The sequence below is a fragment of the Streptomyces sp. DSM 120436 genome (assembly GCF_055778765.1).
Genome location: NZ_JBSKBS010000001.1, coordinates 4,435,919 through 4,462,165 on the forward strand (window position 1 = coordinate 4,435,919; position 26,247 = coordinate 4,462,165).

At 73.8% G+C, this 26,247-nt stretch carries 27 protein-coding genes; 14 read left to right on the forward strand and 13 right to left on the reverse strand.

The features are described 5' to 3' along the window. Positions 1-91 precede the first annotated feature (91 nt). Complete coding sequence (locus ACWH4W_RS19740) at positions 92-565, reverse strand: MarR family winged helix-turn-helix transcriptional regulator (protein ID WP_473077033.1); 474 nt, start codon at positions 563-565, stop codon at positions 92-94. Between the two features lie 57 nt (positions 566-622). Between ACWH4W_RS19740 and ACWH4W_RS19745 the strand changes: the two genes are divergently transcribed. Both ACWH4W_RS19745 and ACWH4W_RS19750 read left to right on the forward strand, forming a co-directional pair. Beyond that, positions 623-1,438, forward strand: coding sequence for an alpha/beta fold hydrolase (locus tag ACWH4W_RS19745; protein WP_473077034.1), 816 nt, complete (start codon positions 623-625; stop codon positions 1,436-1,438). A gap of 619 nt (positions 1,439-2,057) precedes the next feature. Further along, a complete protein-coding gene (locus ACWH4W_RS19750; protein ID WP_473077035.1) occupies positions 2,058-2,897 on the forward strand; it encodes a polysaccharide deacetylase family protein in 840 nt (279 codons plus the stop codon). Between the two features lie 52 nt (positions 2,898-2,949). Here ACWH4W_RS19750 and ACWH4W_RS19755 read toward each other — a convergent pair whose 3' ends face one another. Then, positions 2,950-3,615, reverse strand: a complete 666-nt coding sequence (locus tag ACWH4W_RS19755; protein ID WP_473077036.1) for a class F sortase — start codon at positions 3,613-3,615, stop codon at positions 2,950-2,952. A 336-nt stretch (positions 3,616-3,951) separates the two neighbouring features. On the opposite strand from ACWH4W_RS19755, the gene ACWH4W_RS19760 reads away from it, so the two are divergent. Further along, the gene (locus ACWH4W_RS19760) at positions 3,952-4,449 is read left to right on the forward strand and encodes a hypothetical protein (protein WP_473077037.1); all 498 of its coding nucleotides are present in this window, start codon (positions 3,952-3,954) and stop codon (positions 4,447-4,449) included. Between the two features lie 119 nt (positions 4,450-4,568). Here the strand turns inward: ACWH4W_RS19760 and ACWH4W_RS19765 are convergent, their stop codons facing one another. Both ACWH4W_RS19765 and ACWH4W_RS19770 read right to left on the reverse strand, forming a co-directional pair. Further along, positions 4,569-5,333 (reverse strand): bestrophin-like domain, encoded by a 765-nt coding sequence (locus tag ACWH4W_RS19765; RefSeq protein ID WP_473077038.1) that lies wholly within the window; start codon positions 5,331-5,333, stop codon positions 4,569-4,571. Between the two features lie 29 nt (positions 5,334-5,362). Next, complete coding sequence (locus tag ACWH4W_RS19770; protein WP_473077039.1) at positions 5,363-5,524, reverse strand: hypothetical protein; 162 nt, start codon at positions 5,522-5,524, stop codon at positions 5,363-5,365. A gap of 637 nt (positions 5,525-6,161) precedes the next feature. Between ACWH4W_RS19770 and ACWH4W_RS19775 the strand changes: the two genes are divergently transcribed. The 4 genes from ACWH4W_RS19775 (at position 6,162) to ACWH4W_RS19790 (ending at position 10,719) form a co-directional block, all read left to right on the forward strand. Further along, complete coding sequence (locus ACWH4W_RS19775; protein WP_473077554.1) at positions 6,162-7,088, forward strand: SCO0930 family lipoprotein; 927 nt, start codon at positions 6,162-6,164, stop codon at positions 7,086-7,088. 280 nt (positions 7,089-7,368) lie between these two features. Beyond that, positions 7,369-8,181 carry an SAM-dependent methyltransferase gene (locus ACWH4W_RS19780; protein ID WP_473077040.1) on the forward strand — a complete coding sequence of 271 codons (813 nt, stop codon included), beginning with the start codon at positions 7,369-7,371 and terminating at the stop codon, positions 8,179-8,181. Then, the gene (locus ACWH4W_RS19785) at positions 8,178-10,319 is read left to right on the forward strand and encodes a putative bifunctional diguanylate cyclase/phosphodiesterase (RefSeq protein ID WP_473077041.1); all 2,142 of its coding nucleotides are present in this window, start codon (positions 8,178-8,180) and stop codon (positions 10,317-10,319) included. Before ACWH4W_RS19780 ends, ACWH4W_RS19785 begins: the two co-directional genes overlap by 4 nt. A 10-nt stretch (positions 10,320-10,329) precedes the next feature. Further along, on the forward strand, positions 10,330-10,719 hold the full coding sequence (locus tag ACWH4W_RS19790; protein WP_473077042.1) for a nuclear transport factor 2 family protein: 390 nt from the start codon (positions 10,330-10,332) through the stop codon (positions 10,717-10,719). Between the two features lie 34 nt (positions 10,720-10,753). On the opposite strand, the gene ACWH4W_RS19795 is transcribed toward ACWH4W_RS19790, so the two are convergent. Beyond that, entirely contained in the window at positions 10,754-11,638 is an 885-nt protein-coding gene (locus tag ACWH4W_RS19795) for a LysR family transcriptional regulator (protein WP_473077043.1), read from the reverse strand. A 119-nt stretch (positions 11,639-11,757) separates the two neighbouring features. Here ACWH4W_RS19795 and ACWH4W_RS19800 point away from each other — a divergent pair, with 119 nt between their 5' ends. The 4 genes from ACWH4W_RS19800 to ACWH4W_RS19815 all read left to right on the forward strand — a co-directional run bounded on the left by ACWH4W_RS19800 (position 11,758) and on the right by ACWH4W_RS19815 (position 16,296). Next, the gene (locus ACWH4W_RS19800; protein WP_473077044.1) at positions 11,758-12,429 is read left to right on the forward strand and encodes a succinate dehydrogenase; all 672 of its coding nucleotides are present in this window, start codon (positions 11,758-11,760) and stop codon (positions 12,427-12,429) included. 2 nt (positions 12,430-12,431) lie between these two features. Continuing rightward, entirely contained in the window at positions 12,432-14,381 is a 1,950-nt protein-coding gene (locus ACWH4W_RS19805; RefSeq protein ID WP_473077045.1) for a fumarate reductase/succinate dehydrogenase flavoprotein subunit, read from the forward strand. After that, positions 14,378-15,127, forward strand: coding sequence for a succinate dehydrogenase/fumarate reductase iron-sulfur subunit (locus tag ACWH4W_RS19810; protein WP_473077046.1), 750 nt, complete (start codon positions 14,378-14,380; stop codon positions 15,125-15,127). The genes ACWH4W_RS19805 and ACWH4W_RS19810 overlap by 4 nt, the downstream gene beginning before the upstream one ends. 197 nt (positions 15,128-15,324) lie before the next feature. After that, positions 15,325-16,296 carry a DUF2382 domain-containing protein gene (locus ACWH4W_RS19815; RefSeq protein WP_473077047.1) on the forward strand — a complete coding sequence of 324 codons (972 nt, stop codon included), beginning with the start codon at positions 15,325-15,327 and terminating at the stop codon, positions 16,294-16,296. Between the two features lie 39 nt (positions 16,297-16,335). On the opposite strand, the gene ACWH4W_RS19820 is transcribed toward ACWH4W_RS19815, so the two are convergent. Then, a complete protein-coding gene (locus ACWH4W_RS19820) occupies positions 16,336-17,355 on the reverse strand; it encodes an LLM class flavin-dependent oxidoreductase (RefSeq protein ID WP_473077048.1) in 1,020 nt (339 codons plus the stop codon). A gap of 59 nt (positions 17,356-17,414) precedes the next feature. Between ACWH4W_RS19820 and ACWH4W_RS19825 the strand changes: the two genes are divergently transcribed. Beyond that, positions 17,415-17,933: a phosphatase domain-containing protein gene (locus ACWH4W_RS19825; protein WP_473077049.1), complete on the forward strand. Its 519-nt coding sequence runs from the start codon at positions 17,415-17,417 to the stop codon at positions 17,931-17,933. 11 nt (positions 17,934-17,944) lie between these two features. On the opposite strand, the gene ACWH4W_RS19830 is transcribed toward ACWH4W_RS19825, so the two are convergent. Continuing rightward, complete coding sequence (locus ACWH4W_RS19830) at positions 17,945-18,160, reverse strand: dodecin (protein ID WP_106411160.1); 216 nt, start codon at positions 18,158-18,160, stop codon at positions 17,945-17,947. 213 nt (positions 18,161-18,373) lie between these two features. Between ACWH4W_RS19830 and ACWH4W_RS19835 the strand changes: the two genes are divergently transcribed. Then, positions 18,374-19,624 (forward strand): extracellular solute-binding protein, encoded by a 1,251-nt coding sequence (locus ACWH4W_RS19835; RefSeq protein WP_473077050.1) that lies wholly within the window; start codon positions 18,374-18,376, stop codon positions 19,622-19,624. Between the two features lie 30 nt (positions 19,625-19,654). Here ACWH4W_RS19835 and egtD read toward each other — a convergent pair whose 3' ends face one another. The 4 genes from egtD to egtA are packed head-to-tail and all read right to left on the reverse strand — an operon-like array spanning position 19,655 to position 24,022. Further along, entirely contained in the window at positions 19,655-20,617 is a 963-nt protein-coding gene (gene egtD, locus ACWH4W_RS19840) for an L-histidine N(alpha)-methyltransferase (RefSeq protein ID WP_473077051.1), read from the reverse strand. Next, a complete protein-coding gene (egtC, locus tag ACWH4W_RS19845; RefSeq protein WP_473077052.1) occupies positions 20,614-21,369 on the reverse strand; it encodes an ergothioneine biosynthesis protein EgtC in 756 nt (251 codons plus the stop codon). The genes egtD and egtC overlap by 4 nt, the downstream gene beginning before the upstream one ends. Next, complete coding sequence (gene egtB / locus ACWH4W_RS19850; protein ID WP_473077053.1) at positions 21,369-22,688, reverse strand: ergothioneine biosynthesis protein EgtB; 1,320 nt, start codon at positions 22,686-22,688, stop codon at positions 21,369-21,371. The genes egtC and egtB overlap by 1 nt, the downstream gene beginning before the upstream one ends. After that, on the reverse strand, positions 22,685-24,022 hold the full coding sequence (egtA, locus tag ACWH4W_RS19855) for an ergothioneine biosynthesis glutamate--cysteine ligase EgtA (protein WP_473077054.1): 1,338 nt from the start codon (positions 24,020-24,022) through the stop codon (positions 22,685-22,687). Before egtA ends, egtB begins: the two co-directional genes overlap by 4 nt. A 300-nt stretch (positions 24,023-24,322) precedes the next feature. Between egtA and ACWH4W_RS19860 the strand changes: the two genes are divergently transcribed. Next, positions 24,323-25,183 (forward strand): TIGR02452 family protein, encoded by an 861-nt coding sequence (locus tag ACWH4W_RS19860; protein WP_473077055.1) that lies wholly within the window; start codon positions 24,323-24,325, stop codon positions 25,181-25,183. Here ACWH4W_RS19860 and ACWH4W_RS19865 read toward each other — a convergent pair. Together ACWH4W_RS19865 and ACWH4W_RS19870 are read right to left on the reverse strand one after the other, a co-directional pair. Continuing rightward, positions 25,158-25,604, reverse strand: coding sequence for a type II toxin-antitoxin system PemK/MazF family toxin (locus ACWH4W_RS19865; protein WP_473077056.1), 447 nt, complete (start codon positions 25,602-25,604; stop codon positions 25,158-25,160). The two genes, ACWH4W_RS19860 and ACWH4W_RS19865, sit on opposite strands and share 26 nt — an antisense overlap. Positions 25,605-25,674: 70 nt before the next feature. Further along, positions 25,675-26,091 carry a pyridoxamine 5'-phosphate oxidase family protein gene (locus ACWH4W_RS19870; RefSeq protein ID WP_473077057.1) on the reverse strand — a complete coding sequence of 139 codons (417 nt, stop codon included), beginning with the start codon at positions 26,089-26,091 and terminating at the stop codon, positions 25,675-25,677. Positions 26,092-26,247 lie beyond the last annotated feature (156 nt).

Here is a 26,247-nt window from a genome sequence, read left to right on the forward strand (position 1 = left end):
GGTGTGACGGCCGCCGAAGCGGTCGCGGTCGCCGGCCGACGTCGTCGGGGGCGATCTCGAGCGGTCGGCGGGCGGTGTCCCGGCGGAACCGTCAGTCGTCGTCGACGTGGTCCAGCGCCTTGAGCAGTTCGCCCAGCACACGCAGACACGCCGTCACCTCGGCGTCCGTCAGCCCGCCGCCGGTCTCCCGCAGCAGCGCGTGCTCCCGGTCCAGCACCTGGCCGATCGCCGCGGCGCCCCGCTCGGTCAGGCGGATCAGCGAGGAACGGCGGTGGGCCGGGTTGGGGATGCTCTCCACCAGGCCCTGGGCCGCCGCGTCGTTCACCATGCGCTGCACGAACTGGCGGCTGATCGCCTGCGCCCGGCCCATCCGAGGCACCGTCATGGGCCCGTTGCGGTGCAGCAGGGTCAGCACGGCGCGCACGCCCAGGGACAGTTCACCGCCCGTCAGGCCGCGCTCGACGCTGCGCTGGGCGCGCCGGTACAGGGGGCCGACCAGGTCGTACACCTCGGTGAGGCGGCGGCCGAGTTCGTCCGGGGGGAGGGGGGTGTCGTGGTCCGTCACCCGCCCATCATGACATCCGGGTTGTCAAAGCGGCGGCAAGATGACACCTTGGTTGTCATGAATGGTGCTTCGGACCTCCGCTCCTTCCCGTCCGCCGACGGCGACCTCGCCTACCGCGACACCGGCTCCGGCGACCTCGTCGTCCTGCTCCACTCCGGCTTCCTCGACCACCGCGTCTGGGACGACCACGTGCCCGTCCTCGCCCGGCGGTACCGGGTGATCGCCCCCGACACGCGCGGCCACGGCTTCTCCGCCAACGCCACCGAGCCGTTCCGCTGGGCCGACGACCTGGCCGCGCTGCTGCGCCACCTCGACGCCGGACCCGCGGTGCTCGTGGGCCTCTCCATGGGCGGCGTGATCGCCACCGACACCGTGCTCGAACACCCCGGCGTGGTCCGCGCGGTGGTCACCGCCGGGGCCGTGACCGGCGACCACCGCTCCACCGACCCCTGGCACCGTGAGCTCCAGGACACGATCGACCGGGCGCTGGCGGCCGGCGACGTCAGCGCCTGGCTCGACGCCTTCCTGCGGCTCGTGCCCGGCCCGCACCGCACGGCGGACGACATCGACCCGGACGTCCTGCGCCGCGTCCGCGAGATGGCCCTGCACACGCTGGCCAAGCACAGCCCCGGCGAGAAGGACTGGCTGGTCCGGGTGACCGGCTCCTTCGACCGGGCCGGCGAGATCCGCGTCCCGCTGCTCGCCGTCAACGGCTCCCTGGAGCCGGCCGAGCTGCACGCCGCCGCCGAGCGGCTGGCCGGCGCGGTCCCCGACGGCCGGACCGCCACCGTCGACGGCACCGGCCACTACTCGGCCATGGAACGCCCCGACGCGTTCGGCCGCGTCCTGTCCGACTTCCTGGAGACCCTCTGACCCCGCGCCGACGCCGAACGCCGGTACGAGCCACCGGAGGGGACGACCAGGCCGACCGCGCACCGCACCCGGGTCCGCCACCGCGGGAACGTGATCAGCCGGACCGGGAACACCACACCCACCGCCGGCGCCACCGGCATCCACGGCGCACGGAAGGCGCGCGGCGGCTCCGGTACGGTCACCGCCGTGCACACCACCACGAACGCCGGCAGGAGGCCGATGCCGGCCGGCCCGGCCGCCGTGCCGACCGGCGGGAGCCCGGCGACGGCGGCCGACGCCGCCCCCGCGATCCGGGCGACCCGCGCCGCCCCGGCTGCACGTGTCCGAGGGCGGGCAACGCACCCTGACGCCGCGCCGGGTCCGAGGCGTGCGGCGTCGCGCGCAGCGACGAGCCGGAGCCGCCCGCCCCGGCCACGACCCCCTCCGGGCCGTCCGTGCCCCGCCCGAACCGAGGGGACCGCTGTCCCGTCACGACGGTGAGGCTGTCGGAGCGCCGCCCGGCCGGACACCGCGCGGTCCCCGCGAAACTCCGCCGTATGCTGCGCCGACCAGGTGAAAACGTGCCGCCGTGCCGGTGTCGCGGAGCTGCGCCGGACCTCCGCGGGGCGACTGATGAGTCATGCAGAAGGATCACTTGCCCACCCGGCGCCGGGCCTTGCTCGCCGGCGCCGCAGCGCTGGGCGCGGCAGGCGTGGCCGCGGTGCTCGTGCCGGGGACCGGGGACCGGGGCGCTCCGGCGTCGCCGCCGGTGGCCGGAGCGCCCGCGGCCCGCCGCCCGCTCAGGCCCTCCGAGTACCGCCTGCGGCCCCTGACCGGCCACGGCCCTCCGCGTGCCGCGCCCGGCAGGACCCCGGTGCGCAAGGAGCCGCTGCTGAAGGTGCCCGAGAACGGCCGCACCATCGTGCTCAGCTTCGACGACGGGCCCGACCCCCGTTACACACCCGACATCCTCGACATCCTGGCCCGTCACGAGGTGCGCGCGATGTTCTTCGTGTGCGGCGAGATGGCGGCCTACCGTCCGGACCTGCTGGCCCGCATGGCCGACGAGGGACACGTGGTCGGCAACCACACCTGGTCCCACCCCCTGCTCACCGGTCTGCGCCGCGCCCGCATCCGCTCCGAGATGGAACGCACCAGCGACATCGTCGAGGAGCACTACGGCACCCGCCCGGAGTGGTTCCGCGCCCCCTACGGCGCCTGGAACCGCGCCGCCTTCCAGCTCGGCGCGGACCTGGGCATGGAGCCCCTGGCCTGGACCGTCGACACCCTCGACTGGACCGAGCCCGGCACCCGCACCATCGTCGGCCGGGTCGAGGACGGCGCCGCCCCCGGCGTCGTGGTGCTCTCGCACGACGCCGGGGGCGACCGCTCGCAGAGCGTGAAGGCCCTGCGCTCCTATCTGCCGCACCTGCTGGACTCCGGCTACCACGTCACCGTGCCCCGCCGTGAGTACCTCTGAGGACCCCTGAGGATGCCTGAGCGGTCCCGCCCGCCCCGGACGGGGACCGCGCTCAGCGGACCTCGGCCAGGCGGGCGAAGGCGACCACGTTGCCGTCGTAGCCGTCCTGCTGGGTGAAGCCGCCGCCACAGGTGATGACCCGCAGCTCCGCGGTGCCCTTGGACGCGTACACCCGGTCGCCGGGGAAGTCGTTCTTGGAGAAGACCTCCACGCCGTAGATCTCGAACACGGCCGTCCTGCCGTCCCCCCGGGCGATCTCGACCCGGTTGCCCTTCTTCAGCGCGCCCAGCCCGTAGAACACGGCCGGACCCTGCGCGTTGTCCACGTGCCCGACGACGACCGCCGTGCCCTTCTCGCCCGGCGTGACCGCGCCGGTGAACCAGCCCGCCAGGTTCGGGTCCTCGGGCGGCGGCGCGTCCACCCAGCCCTCCGCGTCCAGGCCCACCGGCACGATCGGCGCGTCCACCTGTATCGCCGGGATCCGCACCCGGCTCGGCACCGCGTACGGCAGCGGCGGCAGCGCGCCGACGGCGACGCCGGGGGTCGCGCTGTCCGCGGCGGCCGCGCCGGCCGGCTGCGGCGGCCCCACGTCGAACTCCCCGGAGCCGTTGCGGAGCAGCGCGAGACCGGTGAGCAGGACCAGTGCTATCACGCCCCACGGAGCGCGCCTCCTCGGACGCGCCTCCTCTTCGGCTTCGGCCGGCTCGAAAGCAGACATTCGCCTTCCCCTCTCGACACGGCCGTCGCCGTGTCACTCGCGCATGACGTGAACGCTAAGCGGAGGGTGCGCCACCGGCGACGGGACGGCGGCGAACGGGTGGCCTCCGGACGGGCGGCGTGCGCCATCCGAGGTGATCCCGGACGAAGATCCTCTGACGGTCCGTGACCTGCGGCGATGACCCCGCCCGCACGGGAGGGCCGGGCGCGGCCCTCAACCGTACGGACCACTCCCGAAGTGCGCGTCGGCGCAGGGCAACTGAGGGTCTATCCGGGAGGCGCTTTCTCGCCGATCGGACCGGGGACGGGACCCGGGGCGTCTCCCGCGGAGGAACACATGCGCAACACACGTGCCCTTGCGGCCGCCGGCGCCGCGGTCGCCGTCCTCGGGGTCGCCGCCCCGGCGGCCGTCGCGGACGGCGGGCGGGTTCCCAATCCGTCCAACATCGTCGCCCTGCCCAGCGTCATCGCCCGCGGCGGCCAGCTCACCATCACCGTCGACGGCTGCCCCAACGGCGGCACGGCCACCTCGAACGCCTTCCAGCGGACGCACCTGACGCCCGTCCACGGCACCAACGACACCGCCAAGGGCACCGCCACCATCGACAACGACGCCCGCCCCGGTTCCTACGACATCACCGTCCACTGCTCCGGCCGCAGCCTGACCCGCCCGGCCGCCTTCACCGTCATCGGCGGTGTCCGCGGCGGCATCGGCGGCAGCAGCACCACCGGCGCCACCCCCGCCGACATGGCGATCGGCGGGTCGCTGGTGGCCGCCGCGGTCGTCGGCAGCGGCGTCTTCTGGATGCGCCGTCGCGCCGAGAAGCGGATCTGAGCCGCTGTCCCCCCGCGGTTCCCCGTTCCGCACGCGCTCGAAGACCGCGCCCCGGACCCTGACGGTGTCCGGGGCGCGGTCGTGCGCGCACGGCGGTTCGGGCCGAGAGCGGCGTCCTGCTAGCTCCCGGCCTCCGGGAAGAGCCGCAGGAACGGCTCCGCCGTCGCGGCGAGGCCCCGGCTGTAGGGGGCGTCGAAGTCCCAGATCAGGAAGAGCAGGAAGGCGATGAGCGCCGAGAAGAGTCCGGCGAGGATCAGTTCGCGGCGGGTGCGCCGGATCTGCAGGGCGAAGATCATGCCGATGGTGATGACGGCGCCCGTCACCAGGCCGAACCACACCACGCCCGGCATGGTCGCCCCGGTCGACTCCGCGCGGGCGCTGCGCGCCTGGTCGGCGGCGGCCACCTGGTCCACCAGCGGCTGGTAGGCCTGCGCCTCGAAGTCGTCGCGCGGTTCGTAGTCCGTCACGTCGTGGCGCAGCCGGTCGAGCAGTGCGGTGCCCTCCTCGGTCAGCCGGCCGTGGTCGGCCATGGTGCGCCACTCGGTGGTGACGACGTGTCCGACATAGGCGTTGACATCGTCACGGATACGGTCGCGGATCTCGGCGGGATAGACCCGTACCCGCTCGGAGATCTCGTGCAGGGCGACCGCCTCGGCCCGGACGTTCTCCTGGGCGGCGCTGCGGCCCTCCCAGACGCCGGCGATGGCGAGACCCAGGACGATGGCGTACACCACGCCGATCCACATCGTCATGTACTCGATGACGTCCGGGGTCTCGCTGGGGTCCTCGTCCTCGGCCGCCCTCCGGTGCCGGACGAGGGTGATGATCACCACGACGGCACAGGCGGCGAGCATGGCGAGGGTGAGAACAAGCCATTCCGGCAAGAGGGCCTCCAGGAAGAGAGGGGCGGTCGTCAGCGTGGGCGGAGCGCGGCCACGGCGACCACCGCCGGGGTGGTGATGAGCAGGACGAAGACGAGCGGGGACGTGGTGCTCCGGGCCGGCCGCCGCACCTCGGTCGCGCGGTGGCGCGGATAGGTGACGGTCCGCAGGGTCGGACGCGGGCTCGGGGTCACGGACGGCTTCGGCGCCGGAGGCGCCGGAGGCGGCGGGGGCGGTGCGGGGCGGACCGTCGGGCGCGGCCGGACGGTGGGCGTCGGCCGGGGCGATGACGGTGCGGGACGCGCCGCGGGCGGCGGGGCGGGCCGTGTGGTGGAAGTGGGCTTCGGTGGCGGAGGCGTCGGCGAGGGCGGCGGTGGCGATGTCGGGGTGGGAGTCGGCGTCGGGGTGGGAGTCGGCGTCGGGGTGGGCGTGGGGGTCGGCGTGAGGGTCGGGGGCGGGGGGCAGGGCGGGACGTCCCAGTCGACAGGACCCGCGATCGCCACCGCCTCCGTCCCGCCCGGCCCCGTCGAGGCGTACGCGCAGGCGTCGGCCGCCGCCTGGCCGGGTGCGCCCGTCAGCGCCCAGAGCAGCGTGACCACGGTCAACGCGCGTACCCCGGTACGGGTTTGGGTCGGTACGAGTGCGTGCACGACGAAGATCATGAGTCGTCCGGGGCCGGGACGCGCGCGAGAGCCCGGGGATTGCCCCGAAGGAGTTAAGAAAAGAAAAACGGGTCGCCGTTGAACACCACCTGTGCTGTCGTGCGTACTCCTCGTCGAGCGGCGGCGCGGCAGGGCGCTGCACCACCTCTGCGATCAACTGGAGTTGACGATGAAGACCTCCTGGCGGACCGCCTCACTGGTGGTGAGCGCCGCGGCGGTGCTGACCCTGACGACGGCGTGCGGTCAGGACACCCGGCCGCCCTCCAGCCAGAACGTGGGGGTCACGGCACCGGGCGACCTCGGCGGTGTCGGCAGCGGCGCGCAGGCGGGCCGGACCTCCCCGGCCCCGGAGCGGCCGGCCGACACGGCGGGCCGGCTGAACGTGGCCACCGACGCCGAGCTCGGCAAGGTGGTGACCGACGAACTGGGGCTCACGCTGTACCGGTTCGACCAGGACTCCGCGGACCCGCCGAAGTCCAACTGCGACGGGGACTGCGCGAAGACCTGGCCGCCGGTGCCCGCGGACGACGCCTCGGCGGGCGAGGGCATCGACAAGGCGCTGCTCGGCGAGATCACCCGGACCGACGGCACCAAGCAGCTCACCGTGGACGGCTGGCCGGCGTACCGGTACGTCAAGGACGTCAACGCCGGTGACGTCAAGGGCCAGGGGGTGGGCGGCAAGTGGTTCGCGTTCACCCCGGAGGGCAAGAAGGCGCAGGCGGCCGGGCGGGCCGGGCTCTCCACCCGGCAGGACCCCGAGCTCGGCGAGATCGTGGTCGACGGGAACGGCATGACGGTCTACCGCTTCATGAAGGACGAGGCGTGGCCGGAACCCGTCTCCGCCTGCACCGGCGACTGCGTGAAGAAGTGGCCGATCGTCTCGCCGGTCGACTTCGCCGACACCGAGGGCATCCGGAAGAAGGGCTACATGACCTTCACCCGGCCCGACGGCGCCGACCAGCAGACGATCGACTGCTGGCCCCTCTACACCTTCGCCGGCGACAAGGCCCCCGGCGACACCAACGGTCAGGGCGTCGGCGGCACCTGGTACGCCGTACGGCCCGACGGGAAGCCGGTCGGCGCGCCGGAGAAGTGACGACCTCCCCAGGGCGCCCGTCCCGGCGCCGCCGGCCCCGTGTCCGCCCCTCCGCGAGCCCGCGGAGGGGCGGACCGCTTTCTCCAGGTTCCTCCGCGCGCCGGAACCCTTCGGAGCGGCGTGATCACATCACGTGACGATCTTGTGCACCCGCAAAGCGGGCACGTGCCGGAGGCAGTGACCGGGAACGGATGGTCAATTTCCGTTTGGGGTCGCCCCGTTGGCGGGCGATCAGTAGCCTCTGCTCGAACAACGGATCGCCTACGCCTGGGAGAGGTACATGGAGCGTCCCGTCTGGGCCCCACGGAGCATCGACGTCACGGTGCCCAGCGTCTCCCGGATGTACGACTACTACCTGGGCGGTTCGCACAACTTCGAGGCCGACCGGGAAGCCGCCCGCAGGGCCATGGAGTTCATGCCGGGACTGCCCGGGATCATGCGGGCGAACCGGGCGTTCATGCGACGGGCGGTGCGGTTCGCCGTCGCCGAGGGCGTCACCCAGTTCCTCGACATCGGCTCCGGCATCCCCACGTTCGGGAACGTGCACGAGGTGGCCCGGGCGGCCGACCCCGAGGCCCGGGTGGTGTACGTGGACCACGACCCGGTGGCGGTCGCGCACAGCAAAGTGGTGCTGGAGGGCGACGACCGCGCGGACGTCCTCGCCGCCGACCTCCGCACGCCGCGGGAGATCCTGGGCAGTGACGAGGTCGGCCGGCTGATCGACCTGAATCGGCCGGTGGCGCTGCTGCTCGTTGCCATACTTCACTTCGTGGAAGAAGCGGACGACCCGTACGGGGCGGTGGCCGAACTGCGCGAGGCCCTGGCACCCGGGAGCCTGCTGGTGCTCACCCACGCGGCGTACGAGGGGATCCCGTTGCCGCGGGAGCGGGCCGAGGGGGCGGTCGACGTGTACCGGAACATGCACAATCCGCTGATCATGCGCACGCGCGACGAGATCGCGCGGTTCTTCGAGGGGTACGACATGGTGGAACCCGGGCTGGTGCCGATGCCGCGATGGCGTCCCGACACCGCGCCGGAGGACGAGGATCCCTACGCCTTCTCCGGCCTCGCGGGCGTGGGGCGTGCGGCATGAGCGCGGAGCCGGACGGGCCGGAGGACAGACTGCGCCGGTTCGCGACGATCTGGAGCCGGGCCGTGTACCCGGTGACCTCGACCGCCGCCACCCGCCCCGAGTTCGAGGAGCGGCTGCTCCCGGTGGCCCGGCGGCTGAGTGAGGCGCTGCGCGCGAGATCCTTCGACGCGGAGGCGGGCCGGGCCGCGGGCGCGGCGCTGGTCGAGGCGCACTGCACGGACCCCGAGGCGCTCAGCCGCACCCTGGACTGCGTCGACGCCTACCTCGTCCTCTACTGCGGCGGCGGCGGCGACCGCGAGACCCTCAGGGCGCGCAGCGCGCGGCTCCAGCACGCCATGGCGGCCGGCTTCGCCGAGGCACTGCGTGAGCGGACGCTGGCCGAGCAGGAGGCCGTCGCCAAGGCCGCACTGGAGGCGCAGGGCGTGGTGGCGCAGGCCCTGCACGCCACGGAGGCCCGGTTCCGCGCGGTCTTCGAAGGCGCGGCGATAGGGATCGGCATCGCCGACCTCGAGGGCAACGTCCTCCAGGTCAACGGCGCGCTCCGGCGCATGTTCGGCCTGCCCGGACAGGCCCTGCTGGGCCGCAACGTCAGGGACTGGACGCACCCCGACGACGCCCCGCAGACCTGGCGGCTCTACGAGGAACTGGTGAGCGGCGAGCGCGAGCACTACCACCTCGAGAAGGCCTTCTACCGCCCTGACGGAACGGTCCTGTGGACCAACCTCACCGTCTCCCTGCTGCGCGACGCCGACGGCGCACCGCAGTACCAGCTCGCCCTCATGGAGGACACCACCGAGCGGCGGCTGCTCAACCTCCGGCTGCGCTACGAGGCCACCCACGACGCGCTCACCGGGCTGCCCAACCGGGCCTTCTTCTTCGAGCGCCTGGAGAAGGCCCTCGCGGCCGGCCCCGGACAGCGGTTCGGGCTGTGCTACCTCGACCTGGACGGCTTCAAGACCGTCAACGACAGCCTCGGGCACGCGGCCGGCGACCGGCTGCTCGTCGAGGTCGCCGACCGGCTCCAGTCCTGCGCCACCGCGCCCGGCGAGATGGTGGCCCGGCTCGGCGGTGACGAGTTCGTGGCACTCACCACCGGCCCCGACACCCGCCGCACCGTCGACGAGCTGGCCGGCCGCATCATGAACGCGCTCCTCGCCCCGGTCAGCGTCGACGGGCGGGAGCTGACCGTGCGCGGCAGCATCGGCATCGTCGAGGGACCGGCGGGGGAGCGCAGCGCGGCGGAGGTGCTGCGCAGCGCCGACATCACGATGTACCGGGCCAAGGCGGCGGGCGGCAACCGGTTCGAGCTCGCCGACCCGGAGGCCGACGCCCGTGCCATCACCCGGCACGGCCTCACCACGGCGCTGCCCACGGCCCTGGACCGGGGCGAGTTCTTCATCGAGTACCAGCCCCTGGTGCACCTCGGCGACGGCAGCGTCCGGGGCGCCGAGGCGCTGGTGCGCTGGCTCCACCCGCAGCACGGGGTGCTCTCCCCGGACCGCTTCATCCCGCTCGCCGAGCACACCGGGCTGATCGTGCCGCTGGGCCGCTGGGTGCTGGAGCAGTCGGTGCGCCAGGCCCGCGAGTGGCGGGACGCCCACGGCGGCGACGCGCTCGGCCCGCTGCGCATCAACGTGAACCTGTCGCCCTGCCAGCTCACCCACCCGGGCCTCGTGCAGGACACCGTCGACATCCTGGAGCGCACCGGCGTCGCTCCCGACGCGCTGTGCCTGGAGGTCACCGAGTCCGCGCTCATCGGCGCCGACGACGACCTGCTGAAGCCGCTGCGCCGGTTCGCCGAGATGGGCGTCGACATCGCCCTCGACGACTTCGGCACCGGCTACTCCAACCTCGCCAACCTGCGCCGCCTCCCGGTGAGCGTCCTCAAGCTGGACCGCTCCTTCACCCAGAGCATGCAGCAGTTCCCCGTCGACCCCGTCGACCTCAAGATCGTCGAGGGGATCGTCTCGCTCGCCCACAGCCTCGACCTCGCGGTCACCGTGGAGGGCGTGGAGACCGGCGCCCAGGCCGAGCAGCTCCGCGTCCTCGGCTGCGACACGGCCCAGGGCTGGTACTACGCCCGCCCGGGTCCGCCGGAGCGGCTGCACAAGCTGGCCCTGGTGGACGCGACGGGATGAGGCGCGGGCGGTGACCGACGAGGAGACGGAGGCGGTCCGGGCGGCGATCGAGGGGGAGCTGCGGCTGCTGGACCCGGCCGTGCGCTCCTCCCACGCCGAGACCACGCGCCTGCTGGACCCCGAGTTCACCGAGGTGGGCGCCTCCGGCCGCCGCTACACGTACGCGGAGATGATCGCCGAGCTGGCCGACCACCCGGGCAGTACGGAGGACGGCCCGGTCTACGAACCGTCGGACATCACCGGCGTCCTCCTCGCTCCCGGTCTGGTGCACCTCACCTACGAGACCCGCTTCGAGGGCCGCCACGCCCGCCGCAGCTCCCTGTGGCGCAAGCGCGACGAGGAGACCGGCTGGCGCATGTACTACCACCAGGGGACCCCCGTGCCGCCGGACGTCCCCTAGCCAGGCCCGGTTCCGGCGACACCGGTACCCGGGGTCACCGCTCCAGCAGCATCCGCTGCAGTTCCCGCGCCGCCCGGGGCGGCGCCACGTCGCTGCGATGGGCCAGGGCGATCGTCCGGTGCAGGCCCGGGCGGGCCAGCGGGGTCACCCGCAGGCCCAGGCCGGAGCGGGCGGCCACCATGCGCGGCACCACCGCCACGCCCAGCCCCGCCCGCACGAAGCCCACCACCGCGTCCATCTCGCCGCCCTCCACCGCGAACTCCGGCTCGAACCCCTCCGCCCGGCAGGCGGCCACGGTCAGCTCCCGCAGGTCGTAGCCGTGCCGGAACATCACCAGGCGCTCGCCCTCCAGGTCGGCGACGCGCACGGCGCGCCGGCCCCGGCCCGGGTGCGGGGCGTCCGGGGAGGAGATCACCACCAGGTCCTCGCGCAGCAGCTCCACCGTGGTCAGCGCGGGGGAGGGCGTCGGCAGCGGCAGCACGACCAGGGCGAGGTCCAGCGCGCCGCGGGCCAGCTCCCGCACCAGGTCGTGCGAGCCGCCCTCCTCGACCAGCAGCCGTACGCCCGGATAGCGGTCGTGGAAGGCGCGCAGCACGTCCGGGAGCAGGCCCGTGCACAGGCTGGGGGTGGCGCCCAGCCGTACCCGGCCGCTGCGCAGCTGCGCCACCTCCTGCACCTCGTGCCGGGCGGTGTCCGCGTCGGCCAGGATCCGCCGGGCCAGCGGCAGCAGCGCCTCGCCCGCGTCGGTCAGCGTGATGTTGCCGCGCGCCCGCCGGAACAGATCGGCGCCCAGCTCCCGCTCCAGCGCCTTGATCTGCTGGGACAGCGACGGCTGGGCGACGTGGACCAGCTCCGCGGCGCGCGTGAAGTGCCGGGTCTCGGCCACCGCCACGAAGTACTGGAGCTGCTGGAACTGCACGCGTTCATGATAGGCGTCACCTATCGAATCGAGCCGTACCATGTCTTGGACCGATGGGGTCATCCGGCCCTAGCGTCGGGTGCATGGCTCTGGCAACGCGGACGGACCGACGGCCGTCCATGGCACGCACCGCGTGGGACTCGACCGTCGGCAAGAAGACGGTGATGGCGGTCAGCGGCCTGATCATGCTGCTGTACCTGGTCGTCCACATGCTCGGCAACCTGAAGATCTTCTTCGGGGCCGGGGAGTTCAACCACTACGCCCACTGGCTGCGCACCCTGGGCGAACCGCTCATGCACTACGAGTGGACGCTGTGGGCCGTCCGCGTCGTCCTCGTCCTCGCCGTGGTCGCCCACGCCGTCTCCGCGTACCAGCTCAGCCGCCGCGACATCAAGGCGCGCCCCGTCAAGTACGTGCACAAGAAAGCACGCGCCAGTTACGCCACGCGCACCATGCGCTGGGGCGGCGTCATCCTCGCCCTGTTCATCGTCTGGCACATCCTCGACCTGACCACCGGCACCGTCCACTCCGGCGGCTTCGAGTCCGGCAAGCCCTACCAGAACGTCGTGGACACCTTCTCCACCTGGTACGGCAACACGATCTACATCGTCGCGATGCTGGCCGTCGGCCTGCACGTCCGGCACGGCTTCTGGAGCGCCGCCCAGACCCTCGGCGCCGGCAGCCGCACCCGCGACCGCGCCCTGAAGACCACCGCCAACGCCCTTGCGCTGCTGCTCACGGCCGGCTTCCTCGCCGTTCCCGTGGGCGTCATGACCGGAGTGGTGAGCTGACCATGACCTCGTACACCGACTACACGACCGGCGCCCCGGTCGCCGACACCAAGGCCCCCGCCGGCCCCGTCCACGAACGCTGGGACAAGCGCCGCTTCGAGGCCAAGCTGGTCAACCCCGCCAACCGGCGCAAGCACACCGTCATCGTCGTCGGCACCGGCCTCGCCGGCGGCTCCGCCGGCGCCACGCTGGCCGAACAGGGCTACCGCGTCGTCCAGTTCTGCTACCAGGACTCCCCGCGCCGGGCCCACTCCATCGCCGCGCAGGGCGGCATCAACGCGGCGAAGAACTACCGCAACGACGGCGACTCCGTCCACCGCCTCTTCTACGACACCGTCAAGGGCGGCGACTTCCGCGCCCGCGAGTCCAACGTGCACCGCCTCGCGCAGATCTCCGTCGAGATCATCGACCAGTGCGTCGCGCAGGGCGTGCCCTTCGCCCGCGAGTACGGCGGCCTGCTCGACACCCGCTCCTTCGGCGGCGTCCAGGTCTCCCGCACCTTCTACGCCCGCGGCCAGACGGGCCAGCAGTTCCTCCTCGGCGCCTACCAGGCGCTCAGCCGACAGATCGCGGCCGGCAACGTGGAGATGCACGCGCGCACCGAGATGCTCGACCTGATCGTCGTCGACGGCCGCGCCCGCGGCATCGTCGCCCGGGACCTGATCACCGGGAAGATCTCCACCCACTTCGCGGACGCGGTCGTGCTGGCCACCGGCGGCTACGGCAACGTCTTCTACCTGTCGACGAACGCCATGAACTCCAACGCCACCGCGATCTGGCGCGCGCACCGGCGCGGAGCGTACTTCGCCAACCCCTGCTTCACCCAGATCCACCCCACCTGCATCCCGCGCACCGGCGACCACCAGTCCAAGCTCACCCTGATGAGCGAGTCGCTGCGCAACGACGGCCGTATCTGGGTGCCCAAGGCCAAGGGCGACACCCGGCCGCCCGCGCAGATCCCCGAGGACGAGCGCGACTACTACCTGGAGCGCATCTACCCGTCCTTCGGCAACCTGGTGCCCCGCGACATCGCCTCCCGCGCCGCGAAGAACGTCTGCGACGAGGGCAGGGGGGTGGGCCCCGGCGGCCAGGGCGTCTACCTGGACTTCGCCGACGCCATCCAGCGCATGGGCCGCAAGGCCGTCGAGGCCAAGTACGGCAACCTCTTCGACATGTACCAGCGGATCACCGACGAGGATCCGTACGAGGTGCCGATGCGGATCTACCCCGCCGTGCACTACACGATGGGCGGCCTGTGGGTCGACTACGACCTGCAGACCACCGTCCCCGGCCTGTTCGCGATCGGCGAGGCCAACTTCTCCGACCACGGCGCCAACCGGCTCGGCGCGTCCGCGCTGATGCAGGGCCTGGCCGACGGCTACTTCGTGCTGCCGGCGACCCTCAACGACTACCTCGGCCGCAACCCGAAGCCGGCCGAGGTGACCGGCGACCACCCCGCGGTGCGGGAGGTGCTGGCCGAGACCGAGGACCGGCTCGGCCGGCTGCTGTCCGTCGACGGCGACCGCACCCCCGACTCGTTCCACCGCGAGCTGGGCGAGCTGATGTGGGAGTTCTGCGGCATGGCGCGCAGCGACTCCGGACTGCGCAAGGCCCTGGAACGCATCCCGCAGATCCGCGAGGAGTTCTGGCGGCGGATCAAGGTCCCCGGCACCGGCGAGGAGTTCAACCAGTCGCTGGAGAAGGCCAACCGCGTCGTCGACTACCTGGAGCTCGCCGAGCTGATGTGCCTCGACGCGCTGCACCGCACCGAGTCCTGCGGCGGGCACTTCCGCGAGGAGTCCCAGACGCCGGACGGCGAGGCGGCCCGCAAGGACGACGAGTTCGCCTACGCGGCCGCCTGGGAGTTCACCGGGACCGGCGAGGCTCCGACCCTGCACAAGGAAGACCTGGTCTTCGAGTACGTCCACCCCACCCAGCGGAGCTACGCATGAAGCTCACCCTGCGCGTCTGGCGCCAGAAGAACGCCGACGCCGACGGCGCCATGTCCACGTACGAGGTGGACGGCATCTCACCCGACATGTCCTTCCTGGAGATGCTCGACACCCTCAACGAGGAGCTCATCCTCAAGGGCGAGGACCCGGTCGCCTTCGACCACGACTGCCGCGAGGGCATCTGCGGCGCCTGCTCGCTGGTCATCAACGGCGACGCCCACGGGCCCGAGCGCACCACCACCTGCCAGCTGCACATGCGGTCCTTCCAGGACGGCGACACCATCGACATCGAGCCGTGGCGGGCCGCCGCCTTCCCGGTGATCAAGGACCTGGTGGTCGACCGCTCCGCCTTCGACCGCATCATCCAGGCCGGCGGCTACATCACCGCGCCCACCGGCTCCGCCCCCGAGGCGCACGCCACGCCGGTGCCGAAGCCGGACGCGGACTTCGCCTTCGAGCACGCCGAGTGCATCGGCTGCGGCGCCTGCGTCGCGGCCTGCCCCAACGGCGCGGCGATGCTCTTCACCTCGGCCAAGGTCAACCACCTGAACGTGCTGCCGCAGGGCGCCCCCGAGCGGGAGACCCGGGTGCTGGACATGGTGGCGCAGATGGACGAGGAGGGCTTCGGCGGCTGCACCCTCGCCGGGGAGTGCGCCACCGCCTGCCCCAAGGGCATCCCGCTGACCTCCATCACGGGGATGAACAAGGAGTGGCTGCGGGCGGCCCGCAAGGCGGGCAAGCGGTAGTCACCCCCACCGACGTTCGCCGGACGGTGCGGACGGGCGGGGCCGGAAGAGGTGCTCCTTCCGGCCCCGTCTCGCGTTCCCGGGGACCCGCGCGTCGCACTGTGGAAAATAAAGTGCATTTCGTCGCCTTTGTTCTGTTTTTTACCTCCTGATCAGGAGAACCGGAGAGGAGTGACCCGAGAGGAGGGTGATGACCGATGATCACCCGCGATGAGATCCCGATCCTGCTGGACCACCCCGTGTACGACGGGGACGGCAACAAGATCGGCGATGCGAAGCACGTCTTCCTCGACGACGCGAGTGGACGCCCCGAGTGGGTGACCGTCAAGACCGGGATGTTCGGCTCCAACGAGTCGTTCGTGCCCATCCGTGACGCCTCCCTGGTCCAGGACCACCTCGAGGTGCCGTACCCCAAGGACAAGGTGAAGGGCGCGCCGACCGTCGACATCGACGCGGGCGGCCACCTGTCGGTGGACGAGGAACACCGGCTGTACGAGTACTACGGCATCAACTGGGACAGCGTCCTCGGCGGCCCCGAGGACAGCGGCACCACCACGGGCAAGGCCGGGACGCCGGGCGCCGCCGGAGCGGCGGGCGCGGCCGGTGCCGCGGGCGCGGCGACCGGACGCCGCGGCGACACGTCCGGCACGGCCGGCATGACGGGCGCCAAGGGCACCACCGCCGACCGGCCCGGCACCGCCGGGGCCGCCGGCGCCATGCCCCACCGCGGCGAGGCCCGGAAGCGCGGCACCGACGACGACGCGATGACGCGCTCCGAGGAGCGCATGCACGTCGGCGTCGAACGCCACGAGGCCGGCCGGGCGCGCCTGCGCAAGTACGTGGTGACCGAGGAGGTCCAGCAGACCGTCCCGGTCCGCCACGAGGAAGTGCGCGTGGAGCGCGAGCCGATCACGGACGCCAACCGCGAGGAGGCCCGGTCCGGTCCCGCCTTCAAGGAGGACCAGCACGAGGTCACGCTGCACGAGGAGCGCCCCGTGGTCACCACCGAGGAGGTGCCGGTCGAGCGCGTCCGGATGACCACCGAGGAGAAGGTCGAGAACGAGACCGTGCGCGGCCAGGTGCGCAAGGAGCGCATCGAGGCCGAGACGGAGATGACCGAGGAATCCGGCCGCCGGGGCCGCGACGTCCCGGGCCGGGGCCGCGAGTAGCGCCCTCGTCCCCGCTCTCCCCGCGACGCGCCGGTGTGCTCACCGGCGCGTCGCGCCGCCGTCGAGCCCCGCGAGGGCGGCGAGCCGCCGGTAGGAGTCCAGCAGCGCCTCGCGGTCGTAGGTGCTGGTGGTGACGAGGACCTCCTGGGCGCCGGTGTCCTTCAGCAGCGCCTCCAGCTCCCGCTCCACCTCCTCCTCCGTGCCGGCGAGCTGTCCGGACAGCCCCGCCTCGTAGAAGCCGCGCTCCTTGGCACCCAGGGTGAGGGACGCGACGCGCTCGGCGGGCGGCAGCGGGGGGAAGGTGCCGTGCGTGCGCGCGTACGCCATCGACCAGGCCTCCGGGACCAGCAGCCGCCGGGCCCGCTCGGCCGTGTCCGCCACCGCCACGGTGCCGGAGATCACCACGTACGGCTCGTCCGACCACGCGGAGGGGCGGAACCGCGCGCGGTAGCGGTCGATGCCGCGGCGCATCCGGTCGCGGTCGCGCAGGTCGCCGATGACCATCGGCAGCCCGGCGCGGGCGGCGATGTCCGCGCCCTCGCCCATCGCCAGGACGAACGGCGGCACGGTCAGCCCCTCGGAGGGCCGGGCGCGCACCCCGGTGGGGGAGGTGCCGCGGAACCAGCCGAGCAGTTCGTCGATCTGGCCGGCGAAGTCCTCCGCGTCGCCCTTGTCGCGCCCGAGCGCCCTGCGCACCCCGTCGGTGAACCCCACCGAGCGGCCCAGACCCATGTCGATGCGGTCCGGGAACAGCGAGGCGAGCACCCCGAACTGCTCGGCCACGACCAGCGGCCGGTGGTTGGGCAGCATGACCCCGCCGGTGCCGACGCGGATGGTGCGGGTCGCCCCGGCGACGGCCGCCGCCAGCACGGTCGGCGCCGAACCGGCCACCCCGGGCACCCCGTGGTGCTCCGCCACCCAGAACCGGTGGTACCCGAGCCGCTCCGCCTCCCGGGCCAGGACCACCGTGTCCCGCAGGGCCTCGGGCGCGGTGTGTCCTTCCCGGACCCGTGAGCGGTCGAGGACGGAGAAGCGGGTCGTGGCGATCACGGAACTCATACCGGGTTCAACACCGGGGAGCCGCCAGGATTCCTGCGCGGGCCGCCTAGGGTGTGAGGGTGACCGACCGCACCGACCGCACCGACCGCGCGGACCGGATCCCGCGTCCGCTGGCCGTGTTCGACCTGGACAACACCCTCGCCGGCACCGCGCACCGCCAGCACTTCCTGGAGCGCAGGCCGCGCGACTGGGACGGCTTCTTCGCCGCCGCGCCGCACGACCCGCCGCTCGCCGAGGGCATCGCGCTGGTGCGGGACAGCGCCCGTGAGTGCGACATCGTCTACCTCACCGGCAGGCCCGAACGCTGCCGCCGCGACACCCTGGACTGGCTGGCCGCGCAGGGGCTGCCCGAGGGGGAGCTGCACATGCGCGGCGACACCGACCGCCGGCCCGCCCGGTTCACCAAGCCGGCCGTGCTGCGCCGCCTGGCCCGCACCCGGGAGGTGCGGATGCTGGTCGACGACGACGAACTGGTCTGCGAGGACGCCCGCCGGGCCGGGTTCACGGTCGTCCAGGCGCGCTGGGCGACCCCCTCGGACGAGCTGAAGGACGCGCAGGAGCGCGAGGGCCGTACCTGACCCCGGGCGGCTCAGCCCGTCTCCTCCAGCCGGAAGCCCACCTTCAGCCCCACCTGCCAGTGCGCGATCCGCCCCTCCTCGATCTGCCCGCGCACCTGTGTCACCTCGAACCAGTCCAGATGGCGCAGCGTCTGCGACGCCCGCTCGATGCCGTTGCGGACGGCCGCGTCCACGCCGTCGGGCGACGTGCCGACGATCTCGGTGACCCGGTAGGTGTGGTTCGACATGCTCTGCTCCTCTCACGGCGGCTCCAACGCCTGTGGCGCACGTCACTCCACCGTGCCTCACCCGGGGGCCGGGCGCGAGGCGTCCGCCCCGTTCGCCCGACGGCCTTGACCCGGGCATTGGTCCATACCAAGATGCTGGGAACCCGTCCGAGCTCCTGCTCGCCCCCACGCCGGGCCCCGCCCTGTCCGCCAGACAGAGAAACAGGACCTCACGTGAGACGCCGTCTGCTCGCCCTCGTCTGTGTGTCAGCCTCCCTGCTCACCGGCTGCGAGGTGATGTCCGACCATGCGGCGGAGCGGCGCACCGTCACCGTGTGGCTGATGCAGCACAGTGCCTCGCAGGACTTCCTGGACCGCTTCACCGAGGAGTTCGAGCGGGAGCACGAGACGCTCGACCTCGACATCCGCGTCCAGGAGTGGACCGGCATCGGCGAGAAGGTCCAGCGGGCCCTGCGCGGCAAGGACCCCGACGGGCCCGACGTCATCGAGGTCGGCAACACCCAGGTGTCCGCCTACGCCGAGGGCGACGGCCTGCTCGACCTCACGCTGGAGTCCCTGCGCGACTGGGGCCGCGACGACTGGCTGCCCGGCCTCGCCGAACCCGGCCGCTGGAGCTCCCAGCAGTACGGCATCCCCTGGTACGCCGCCAACCGCGTCGTCGTGTACCGCAAGGACCTGTTCCGCGCGGCCGGCGTCGCCCCGCCCGAGACCCGCGACGAGTGGCTGGAGATCACCGAGCGGCTCGACACCGGCGACACCCAGGGCATCTACCTCGCCGGACAGGACTGGTACACGCTGGCCGGCTTCATCTGGGAGGAGGGCGGCGAACTCGCCACCGAACGCGACGGCGTCTGGCGGGGCGCCCTGGACAGCGAGGCCGCCCTGCGCGGCATGGACTTCTACCGCCGGCTCCAGCAGCTCGGCGACGGCCCCGTCGACGCCGACGAGGAACACCCGCCGCAGGCAGGCGTGTTCGCCGGAGGGCGGGTCGCGCAGATCGTCGCCGTCCCCGGACTGGTCCGCGCGATCGTCCAGCAGAACCCCGGACTCGAGGACGAGATCGGCTACTTCCCCGTCCCCGGCAAGGAGGCGGGCCGCCCCGGCGCCGTCTTCACCGGCGGCTCCGACTTCGTCGTCCCGGCCAACACCGACGTCGAGGACGCCGCCGTCGAGGTCGTCGCCGCCCTCACCGGCGCCCGGTGGAACACCGAACTCGCCCGCACCATGAACTACGTCCCCAACAAGGCGGACCTCGCCGACGCGATCGCGGGAGAGGAAGGGCTGGAGGCCATGGCGGCCGGCGCGGCGCGGGGCCGGGCGACCCCGGCCACGCCCCGGTGGAGCGCGGTCGAGGCCGACAACCCGATCAAGGAGTACATGACCGAGGTGCTCACCGGCGCCGACCTCGTGAAGGAGGCCGAGCGCGCCGCGCGCCGCATCACGGAGACCCTCGCCTTCGACTGAGGGCGCCCCGCCCGCCGCGCGGCGGGGCGGTCAGCGGGCGACGCTCAGCGACAGCGCGAACCGCCGCTCGCCGTCCGTCCACCACCGGGCCAGGTCCAGCCCCGCGGCCGCCAGCTCCGCGCGCACGCCCTCCCGCCGGAACTTCGCCGACACCTCGGTGCGCAGCTCCTCGCCCTCCGCGAAGTCCACGGCCAGTCCGAGCGCCGGGATCTTCACCGACTGCGCGGTGCGCGAGCGCAGCCGCATCTCGACCCACTCGTGTTCCGCGTCCCACAGCGCCACGTGGTCGAAGGCGTCCGGGTCGAAGTCGGCGCCCAGCTCCCGGTTGACGACACACAGCACGTTCTTGTCGAACGCGGCCGTCACCCCGGCCGCGTCGTCGTACGCCCGGACCAGCGTCCCCTCGTCCTTCACCAGGTCCGTGCCCAGCAGCAGCGCGTCGCCCGGGGCGAGCAGGGCGCGGACGGAGGAGAGGAACGCGGCCCGTTCGGCCGGCGGCAGGTTGCCGATGGTGCCGCCGAGGAACGCCACCAGGCGCGGCCCCGGCGTGTCCGGCAGGGTCAGCTCCGCGGTGAAGTCGGCGACCAGCGCGTGCACCTCCAGGCCGGGCCGTTCGGCCGCCAGCGCCCGCCCGGCCCCGGTCAGCGCCGACTCGCTGACGTCGACCGGGACGTACGCGTGCAGCCCGGTGAGGGCGGCGATCAGATGCCGCGTCTTCTCCGAGGAGCCCGAGCCCAGTTCCACCAGGGTGCGGGCGCCGGACGCGGCGGCGATCTCGTCGGCGCGGGCGAGCAGGATCTCCCGCTCGGCGCGCGTCGGGTAGTACTCGGGCAGCGCGGTGATCTCCTCGAACAGCTCGCTGCCCCGGGCGTCGTAGAACCACTTGGGCGGCAGCGTCTTGGGGCTGCCGGTCAGTCCCGCGCGGACGTCGGCGCGCAGCGCGGCGCCGGTGGCGTCCTCGGGGAGGGTGCGGGTCAGACGGAACGGACTCACGTGAGGGGCTCCTTGAGCGGGGTGAGCAGTACTTCGGTGCGGCTCGCGGCGAGCAGGGTGCGGTCGGGCGCCTCCTGCCAGTGCGGGTCGTCGTCGTAGGGCTCGGAGGCGACCACGGTGCCCCCGCCGGGCCGGGCGAGGTACCACAGGGTGTCCCCCCAGGCGGTCGCGGCGACGGCGGCGCCGTCGGTGAGCAGCAGGTTCAGCCGGGCCGCGGGAACCGCCCGGGCGACCTCGGCGACCGTGTCGGCCAGCGCCTGCCCCAGGGCGTCGCCGTCCCGCAGCCGCGCCAGCACCAGAGCCCACACGAACGCCGAGTCGGTGCGCGCCTCCAACGACAGCAGGTCCCCGGCCGGCACCGTGGCGGCCAGCGGCGCGAGCGAACCCGGCCAGCCCGGCACCGCGCCGTTGTGGCTGAACAGCCACGCCCCGGACGCGAAGGGCGCCGCGGCCGCCTCCGCGTCGGCGCCGGACAGCGTCGCGTCGCGCACGGCCGCGAGCAGCGCCTCCGTCCGCACCACCCGCGCCAGGTCCGTGAACGACAGGTCCGCCCACACCGGCCCGGCCCTCCGGTACCGGGCCGGGACCGGGTCGCCGGCGGCGTACCAGCCCACGCCGAAGCCGTCCGCGTTGACCGTGCCGTGCCGCTGCCGGCGCGGCGCCCACGCCTGCCGGTACAGACCGTGCGGCGGCCCGACCAGCAGCGCGCCCAGCGGCTCCTCGGGCCCCACGTACGCGAGGTGTCGGCACATCAGGCGTCCTCCACCGAGCGGGCGGTGCGGAACCCGGAGAAGATCTGCCGCCGGACCGGAAGGTCCCAGTTGCGGAACGTGCCCCGGCAGGCCACCGGGTCCACGGCGAACGAACCGCCGCGCAGCACCTTGTACTCCGGCCCGAAGAACACCTCCGAGTACTCCTTGTACGGGAACGCCTCGAAGCCGGGGTACGGCAGGAAGTCGCTCGCCGTCCACTCCCACACGTCACCGATCAGCTGCCGCACGCCCAGCGGCGACGCGCCCGCCGGGTGGCTGCCGGCCGGCGCCGGACGCAGATGGCGCTGGCCGAGGTTGGCGTGCTCGGGCGCCGGATCGGCGTCGCCCCACGGGTAGCGCCTCGAACGACCGGTCGCCGGGTCGTACCGGGCGGCCTTCTCCCACTCGGCCTCGGTGGGCAGCCGGCGCCCGGCCCAGCGGGCGTACGCGTCGGCCTCGTACCAGCACACGTGCAGCACGGGCTCGTCCGGCGGCACCTGCTCGGTGACGCCGAAACGGCGGCGCAGCCACACCCCGCCCTCCCGGCGCCAGTACAGCGGCGCGGTGAGGGAGGCGCGGCGGACGTGCGCCCAGCCCTCGGGCGTCCACCAGCGCGGGTCGTCGTAGCCGCCGTCCTCGACGAACGCCTGGTACGCGGCGTTGGTCACCGGCGTGGCGTCGAGGCGGAACGGGGCCACCTCGCGGCGGTGCGCGGGGCGTTCGTTGTCCAGCGCCCACGGCTCGGCCGAGGTGCCCATGGTGAACGGGCCGCCCGGCACCAGGACCTCGGCCGGCCCGGCGTACGGCGTGACCGGCTCCGGGTCGGGCGCGGTGAGGGCGGCCGGGCCCTTCCGGAGCTGGTGCGTGATCAGCATGGTCTCGCCGTGCTGCTGCTCGTGCTGGGCGACCATCCCGAAGACGAACCCGGCCTCGGTCAGCCGGGTCCCGTGGAACGCCGTGCGCTCCAGCACGTCCAGCACCCGTCCGCGCACCTCGGCCGCGTACCGGCGGGCCTCCCCGGGCGACAGCAGCGGGAGGTTCGGGCGTTCGGCGCGCGGGTGCTCGAAGGCGTCGTAGAGGCTGTCGATCTCCGGGCGGATCGCCTCCTGGCCGGCCACCGTGCGCAGCAGCCACTGCTCCTCCTGGTTGCCGACGTGCGCCAGGTCCCACACCAGTGGCGACATCAGCGGCGAGTGCTGCGCGGTCAGGTCGGGGTCCTCCACACAGCCGGTCAGCAGCGTGGTGCGGTCCCGCGCGACGACCAGGGAGGCGACCGCGTGCTCGCGCAGGGTCTCGGCGTCGAGGGCGGGGTCGGTCATGAGAGGACGTCCTTCCCGTACGGGTGGGGGGTGAGGGGCGCGCCGGACGCGGTACGCCCGTCGTGCTCCGCGCGCCACGCGTCGAGCAGGTCGTCGGCGGGGCAGCGGCCCCGGGCGACGTAGCGGTCCCGGAACGCCGCGACCCGGTCGACCAGGGCGGTCGCGGCCCCGAGGCGGGGCAGCGCGTCGAGCGCCTCCGTGAAGCAGACGGCCGCCGCCTCCCGCAGTTCCGGGTCGGCCAGACCGTCGCGGGCCGCGTCCCGCCACAGCGGGTTCTGCGGCGCGGGCACGCCCCGCGTCCGCTCGGCCAGGGGTTTCACCGTCCGGTAGGCGGTCTCGGCGGCCTCCGGGTCGTCGAACAGCGCCGCCGTCACGGCCAGCGGCACCGTCCAGCCGTCGTCGCCGGGCTGTGCGTCCATCATCCGCAGCTCCAGATGGCCGCGCGGCCTGACCGGCGGGAACAGGGTGGTGACGTGGTAGTCCAGGTCGTCGTGCGTGGGCGCGCGCGGCGACCGGCGGCGCGTCCAGTGCCGGAACGACAGGTCCTCCGGCACCTCCCACGGCCCGTCGCCGGCCCGGCGTACGCACATCACGGGCGCGTCCAGCACGTGCCGGGCCCAGGCGCCGCGCGGGTCGGCGTCCAGCGCGGGGGCGCCGGCCCGTCCGGGGCCGATCTGCGTCCAGCGCAGCTGCCGCGTGGACCGCCAGCCGGTGGGCCGGCCGGCGGAGACGGGGGAGTTCGCGAAGACCGCCACCAGGACGGCGCCCAGCAGGTGGGCCAGCCACCAGCGGCGTACGTGGCCGAGCGGGCCGGGTTCCTCGTGGCCGGCGTCCACGCACACCTGCACCGAGGCGGAGGTGCACATCATGTACCGGCCGGCCGCGCCGGTGCGGTCGAGGGCGGCCTCCATCGCGTCGTAGCGCGGCCGGCGGAGATGGCGGCGGGGGGTCCGCCAGGGGTCGTGGCCCAGGCCGGCCAGGGTGAGGCCGTCCCGGCCGAGGACCGCGCGGACGGCGTCCAGGTCGGCGGAGACGGTGGTCAGGCACTCGGTGAGGGACGCGGCGGGCGGCGAGCTGAGCTCGAGCTGGCCGCCGGGTTCGACGGTGAGCGCCGAACGCAGGGGCACCGCGCGCAGTGCGGCGTAGGCCGCTTCGAGCCGTTCACGGGAGACGGGGAGCCGCGGGTCGCGCAGCTCGTGGACCAGCCATTCGACTTCCACACCGAGGCGGTGGGGCGGTCCGGTCTTGAAGCAGATGCCCCGGATCAGGGCTTCCGCCTCGGCCTCGGTGACGGCCGCGCGGGACGGCGCACGGCCGCTCGACGGATCGGACATGCGGGAATCCTCCTGAGACACCACCGTGTCGCCGGCCCGGAGCCCGGTCGGTCCCGGCCGGCACCAACGCGTCCACCCAAAAGCCTCGGGCCGCCCCGCACAAGGGCGCCCGGCGGGGCGCAAGGGGCCGGTCACCTCCGCGTCCCGCCCGCCACCGGGGCGTTTCGCCGCCGGTCCCGGACCGTCCGGGGCGGCGGAAACCGCGTTGCGCCGCGTGACCAGCATCACTCAGGATGCTCGCGTGAGCGCGACGAGGGGGAACGCGCGGGGCGCGGTCACGGCGGCTACGGGGGTGGCGCCGTGAGCGCGCGCCTGCGGGGCATCGCCCGGGAGACGGAACGGATCGTGGCGGAGGGCGCCTATCGCGCGCCGGACGGCCGCGAGGTGCGGATCGGGCCCGCCGTCGAGGCCGCGCGGCAGGGCACCACCCTGCACGGACCGGAACCGGTCGCGGCGCCGCGGTCCGGTCCGGTGCGGACCCGGTTCGAGGTGACCGGCGAGAGCAGTCCGGGCGCCGCCCATCGCCTCACCGGCGCGGATCCCGTGGCCGTGCTCGTCTTCGCCTCGGCGCGCGACCCGGGCGGCGGCTACCTCAACGGCGCGCAGGCCCAGGAGGAGGCCCTGTGCCGCGCCTCGGCGCTGTACACGTGCCTGCTGCGGGCGCCCGGCTTCTACGCGCACCACCGCGCCCACCGGGACCCGTTCTCCACCGACCGGGTGATCCACGCACCGGCCGTGCCGGTGTTCCGCGACGACCGCGGCACCCTGCTGGACGCCCCCTTCACGGCCGGTTTCCTCACCTCGCCGGCGCCCGACGCGGGCGTGATCCGCTCCACGGCGCCCGAGCGGCTGGGGGAGCTGCCCGGGGTGCTGGTCCGCCGCGCGGGCCGCGTCCTGGAGACGGCGGCCGCCCACGGGCACCGGCGGCTGGTGCTCGGCGCGTGGGGCTGCGGGGTGTTCCGCAACGACCCGGCACAGGTGGCGGAGGCGTTCCGCACGTCCCTGGGCCCCGGCGGGCGCTTCCACGGCGTCTTCGAACACGTGGTGTTCGCCGTCCTGGACCGCACCCGCGACGGCGAGGTCCGCACGGCGTCCGAGCGGACCTTCGCGGACCTGCCGGCCGGGCCGACGGCGGTCAGCTCCAGCCGTGGCGCTCCCTGAGCCGCTGCCGCACCAGGTTGAACCGCATCCGGTCCAGCGCGCACGCCTCCCGGCGCATGCCCTGCTCGTGCAGCCGCAACACCCGGTCGACGTCCACCCAGGACTCACGCCCCGACCGGTCCCACGGACCGCTGCCGATCGGCACCCACTCCCGGTCGCCGGCGCGCCGCCTGCTCGACAGCTGCACGGCGAGGAACGTCCCGGCCGCCTCGCGGGCGACGACCAGCACCGGCCGGTCCTTGCCCCGTCCGTCGTTCTCCTCGAACGGCACCCAGGTCCAGACGACCTCCCCGGGGTCCGGGTCGCCGTCGTACGCGGGCGAGTACTCGGTGCGCACCCGGCCGACGGAGCGCGGCTCGGTCTCGAGCGTGGCGTACGGGCCGTAACGGCCCGGGGTGTTCTCAGGGGTGTAGGCGGTCACAGGCGGTACCGTACGTCACCCGTACGGCGGTGCCGTGCAAGGGGATTGACCATCCACGGGACGCCTGCGGTCAGTCCCCGGTCCCTGTCAGTTCCCGCCCGGTCACCATCTCGCTCCCGATCCGCACGAACACGCCGTTCCGCAGCGGCATCCACGACCGGGGGCCGGTGCGCAGCAGCCGCTCGTGCTCGGCCGGGCCGGTCACCACCGCCGCCCGGCCGGTCACCACCACGCTCCAGCCGGACCGGCTCCCGACGTGGAAGTCGTCCGCCTCGAACGCCACCACGACCCCGTCGACGGCCCGCACCAGGTCGGAGTCCGCGGAGGTGCGCAGCACCACGGACGCGTCCGTGTCCAGGACGAAGTTCACCGGCAGCACCGCCGGCAGCGCCTGCCGGGTGTACACGACGCGGCCGACCGGCACCTTGCCCAGCAGGCGCAGGCACTCCTGCCGGTCGAGCGCCCGGGAGCCATCGCTGTGGATCATTCGTCCATCGTCGGCGGTGAGGAGGCCGTTGACCAGGGCCGGACGGCCCCCGTCGGCGTCCGCCCGGAAGCCCGGCCGGACACGGAGAGCACGGGCCTGAGGGCGTTCCGGTCCCGGACGCGCCGAGGATGCCTGATTGTCCGCCCCGGTGGAACC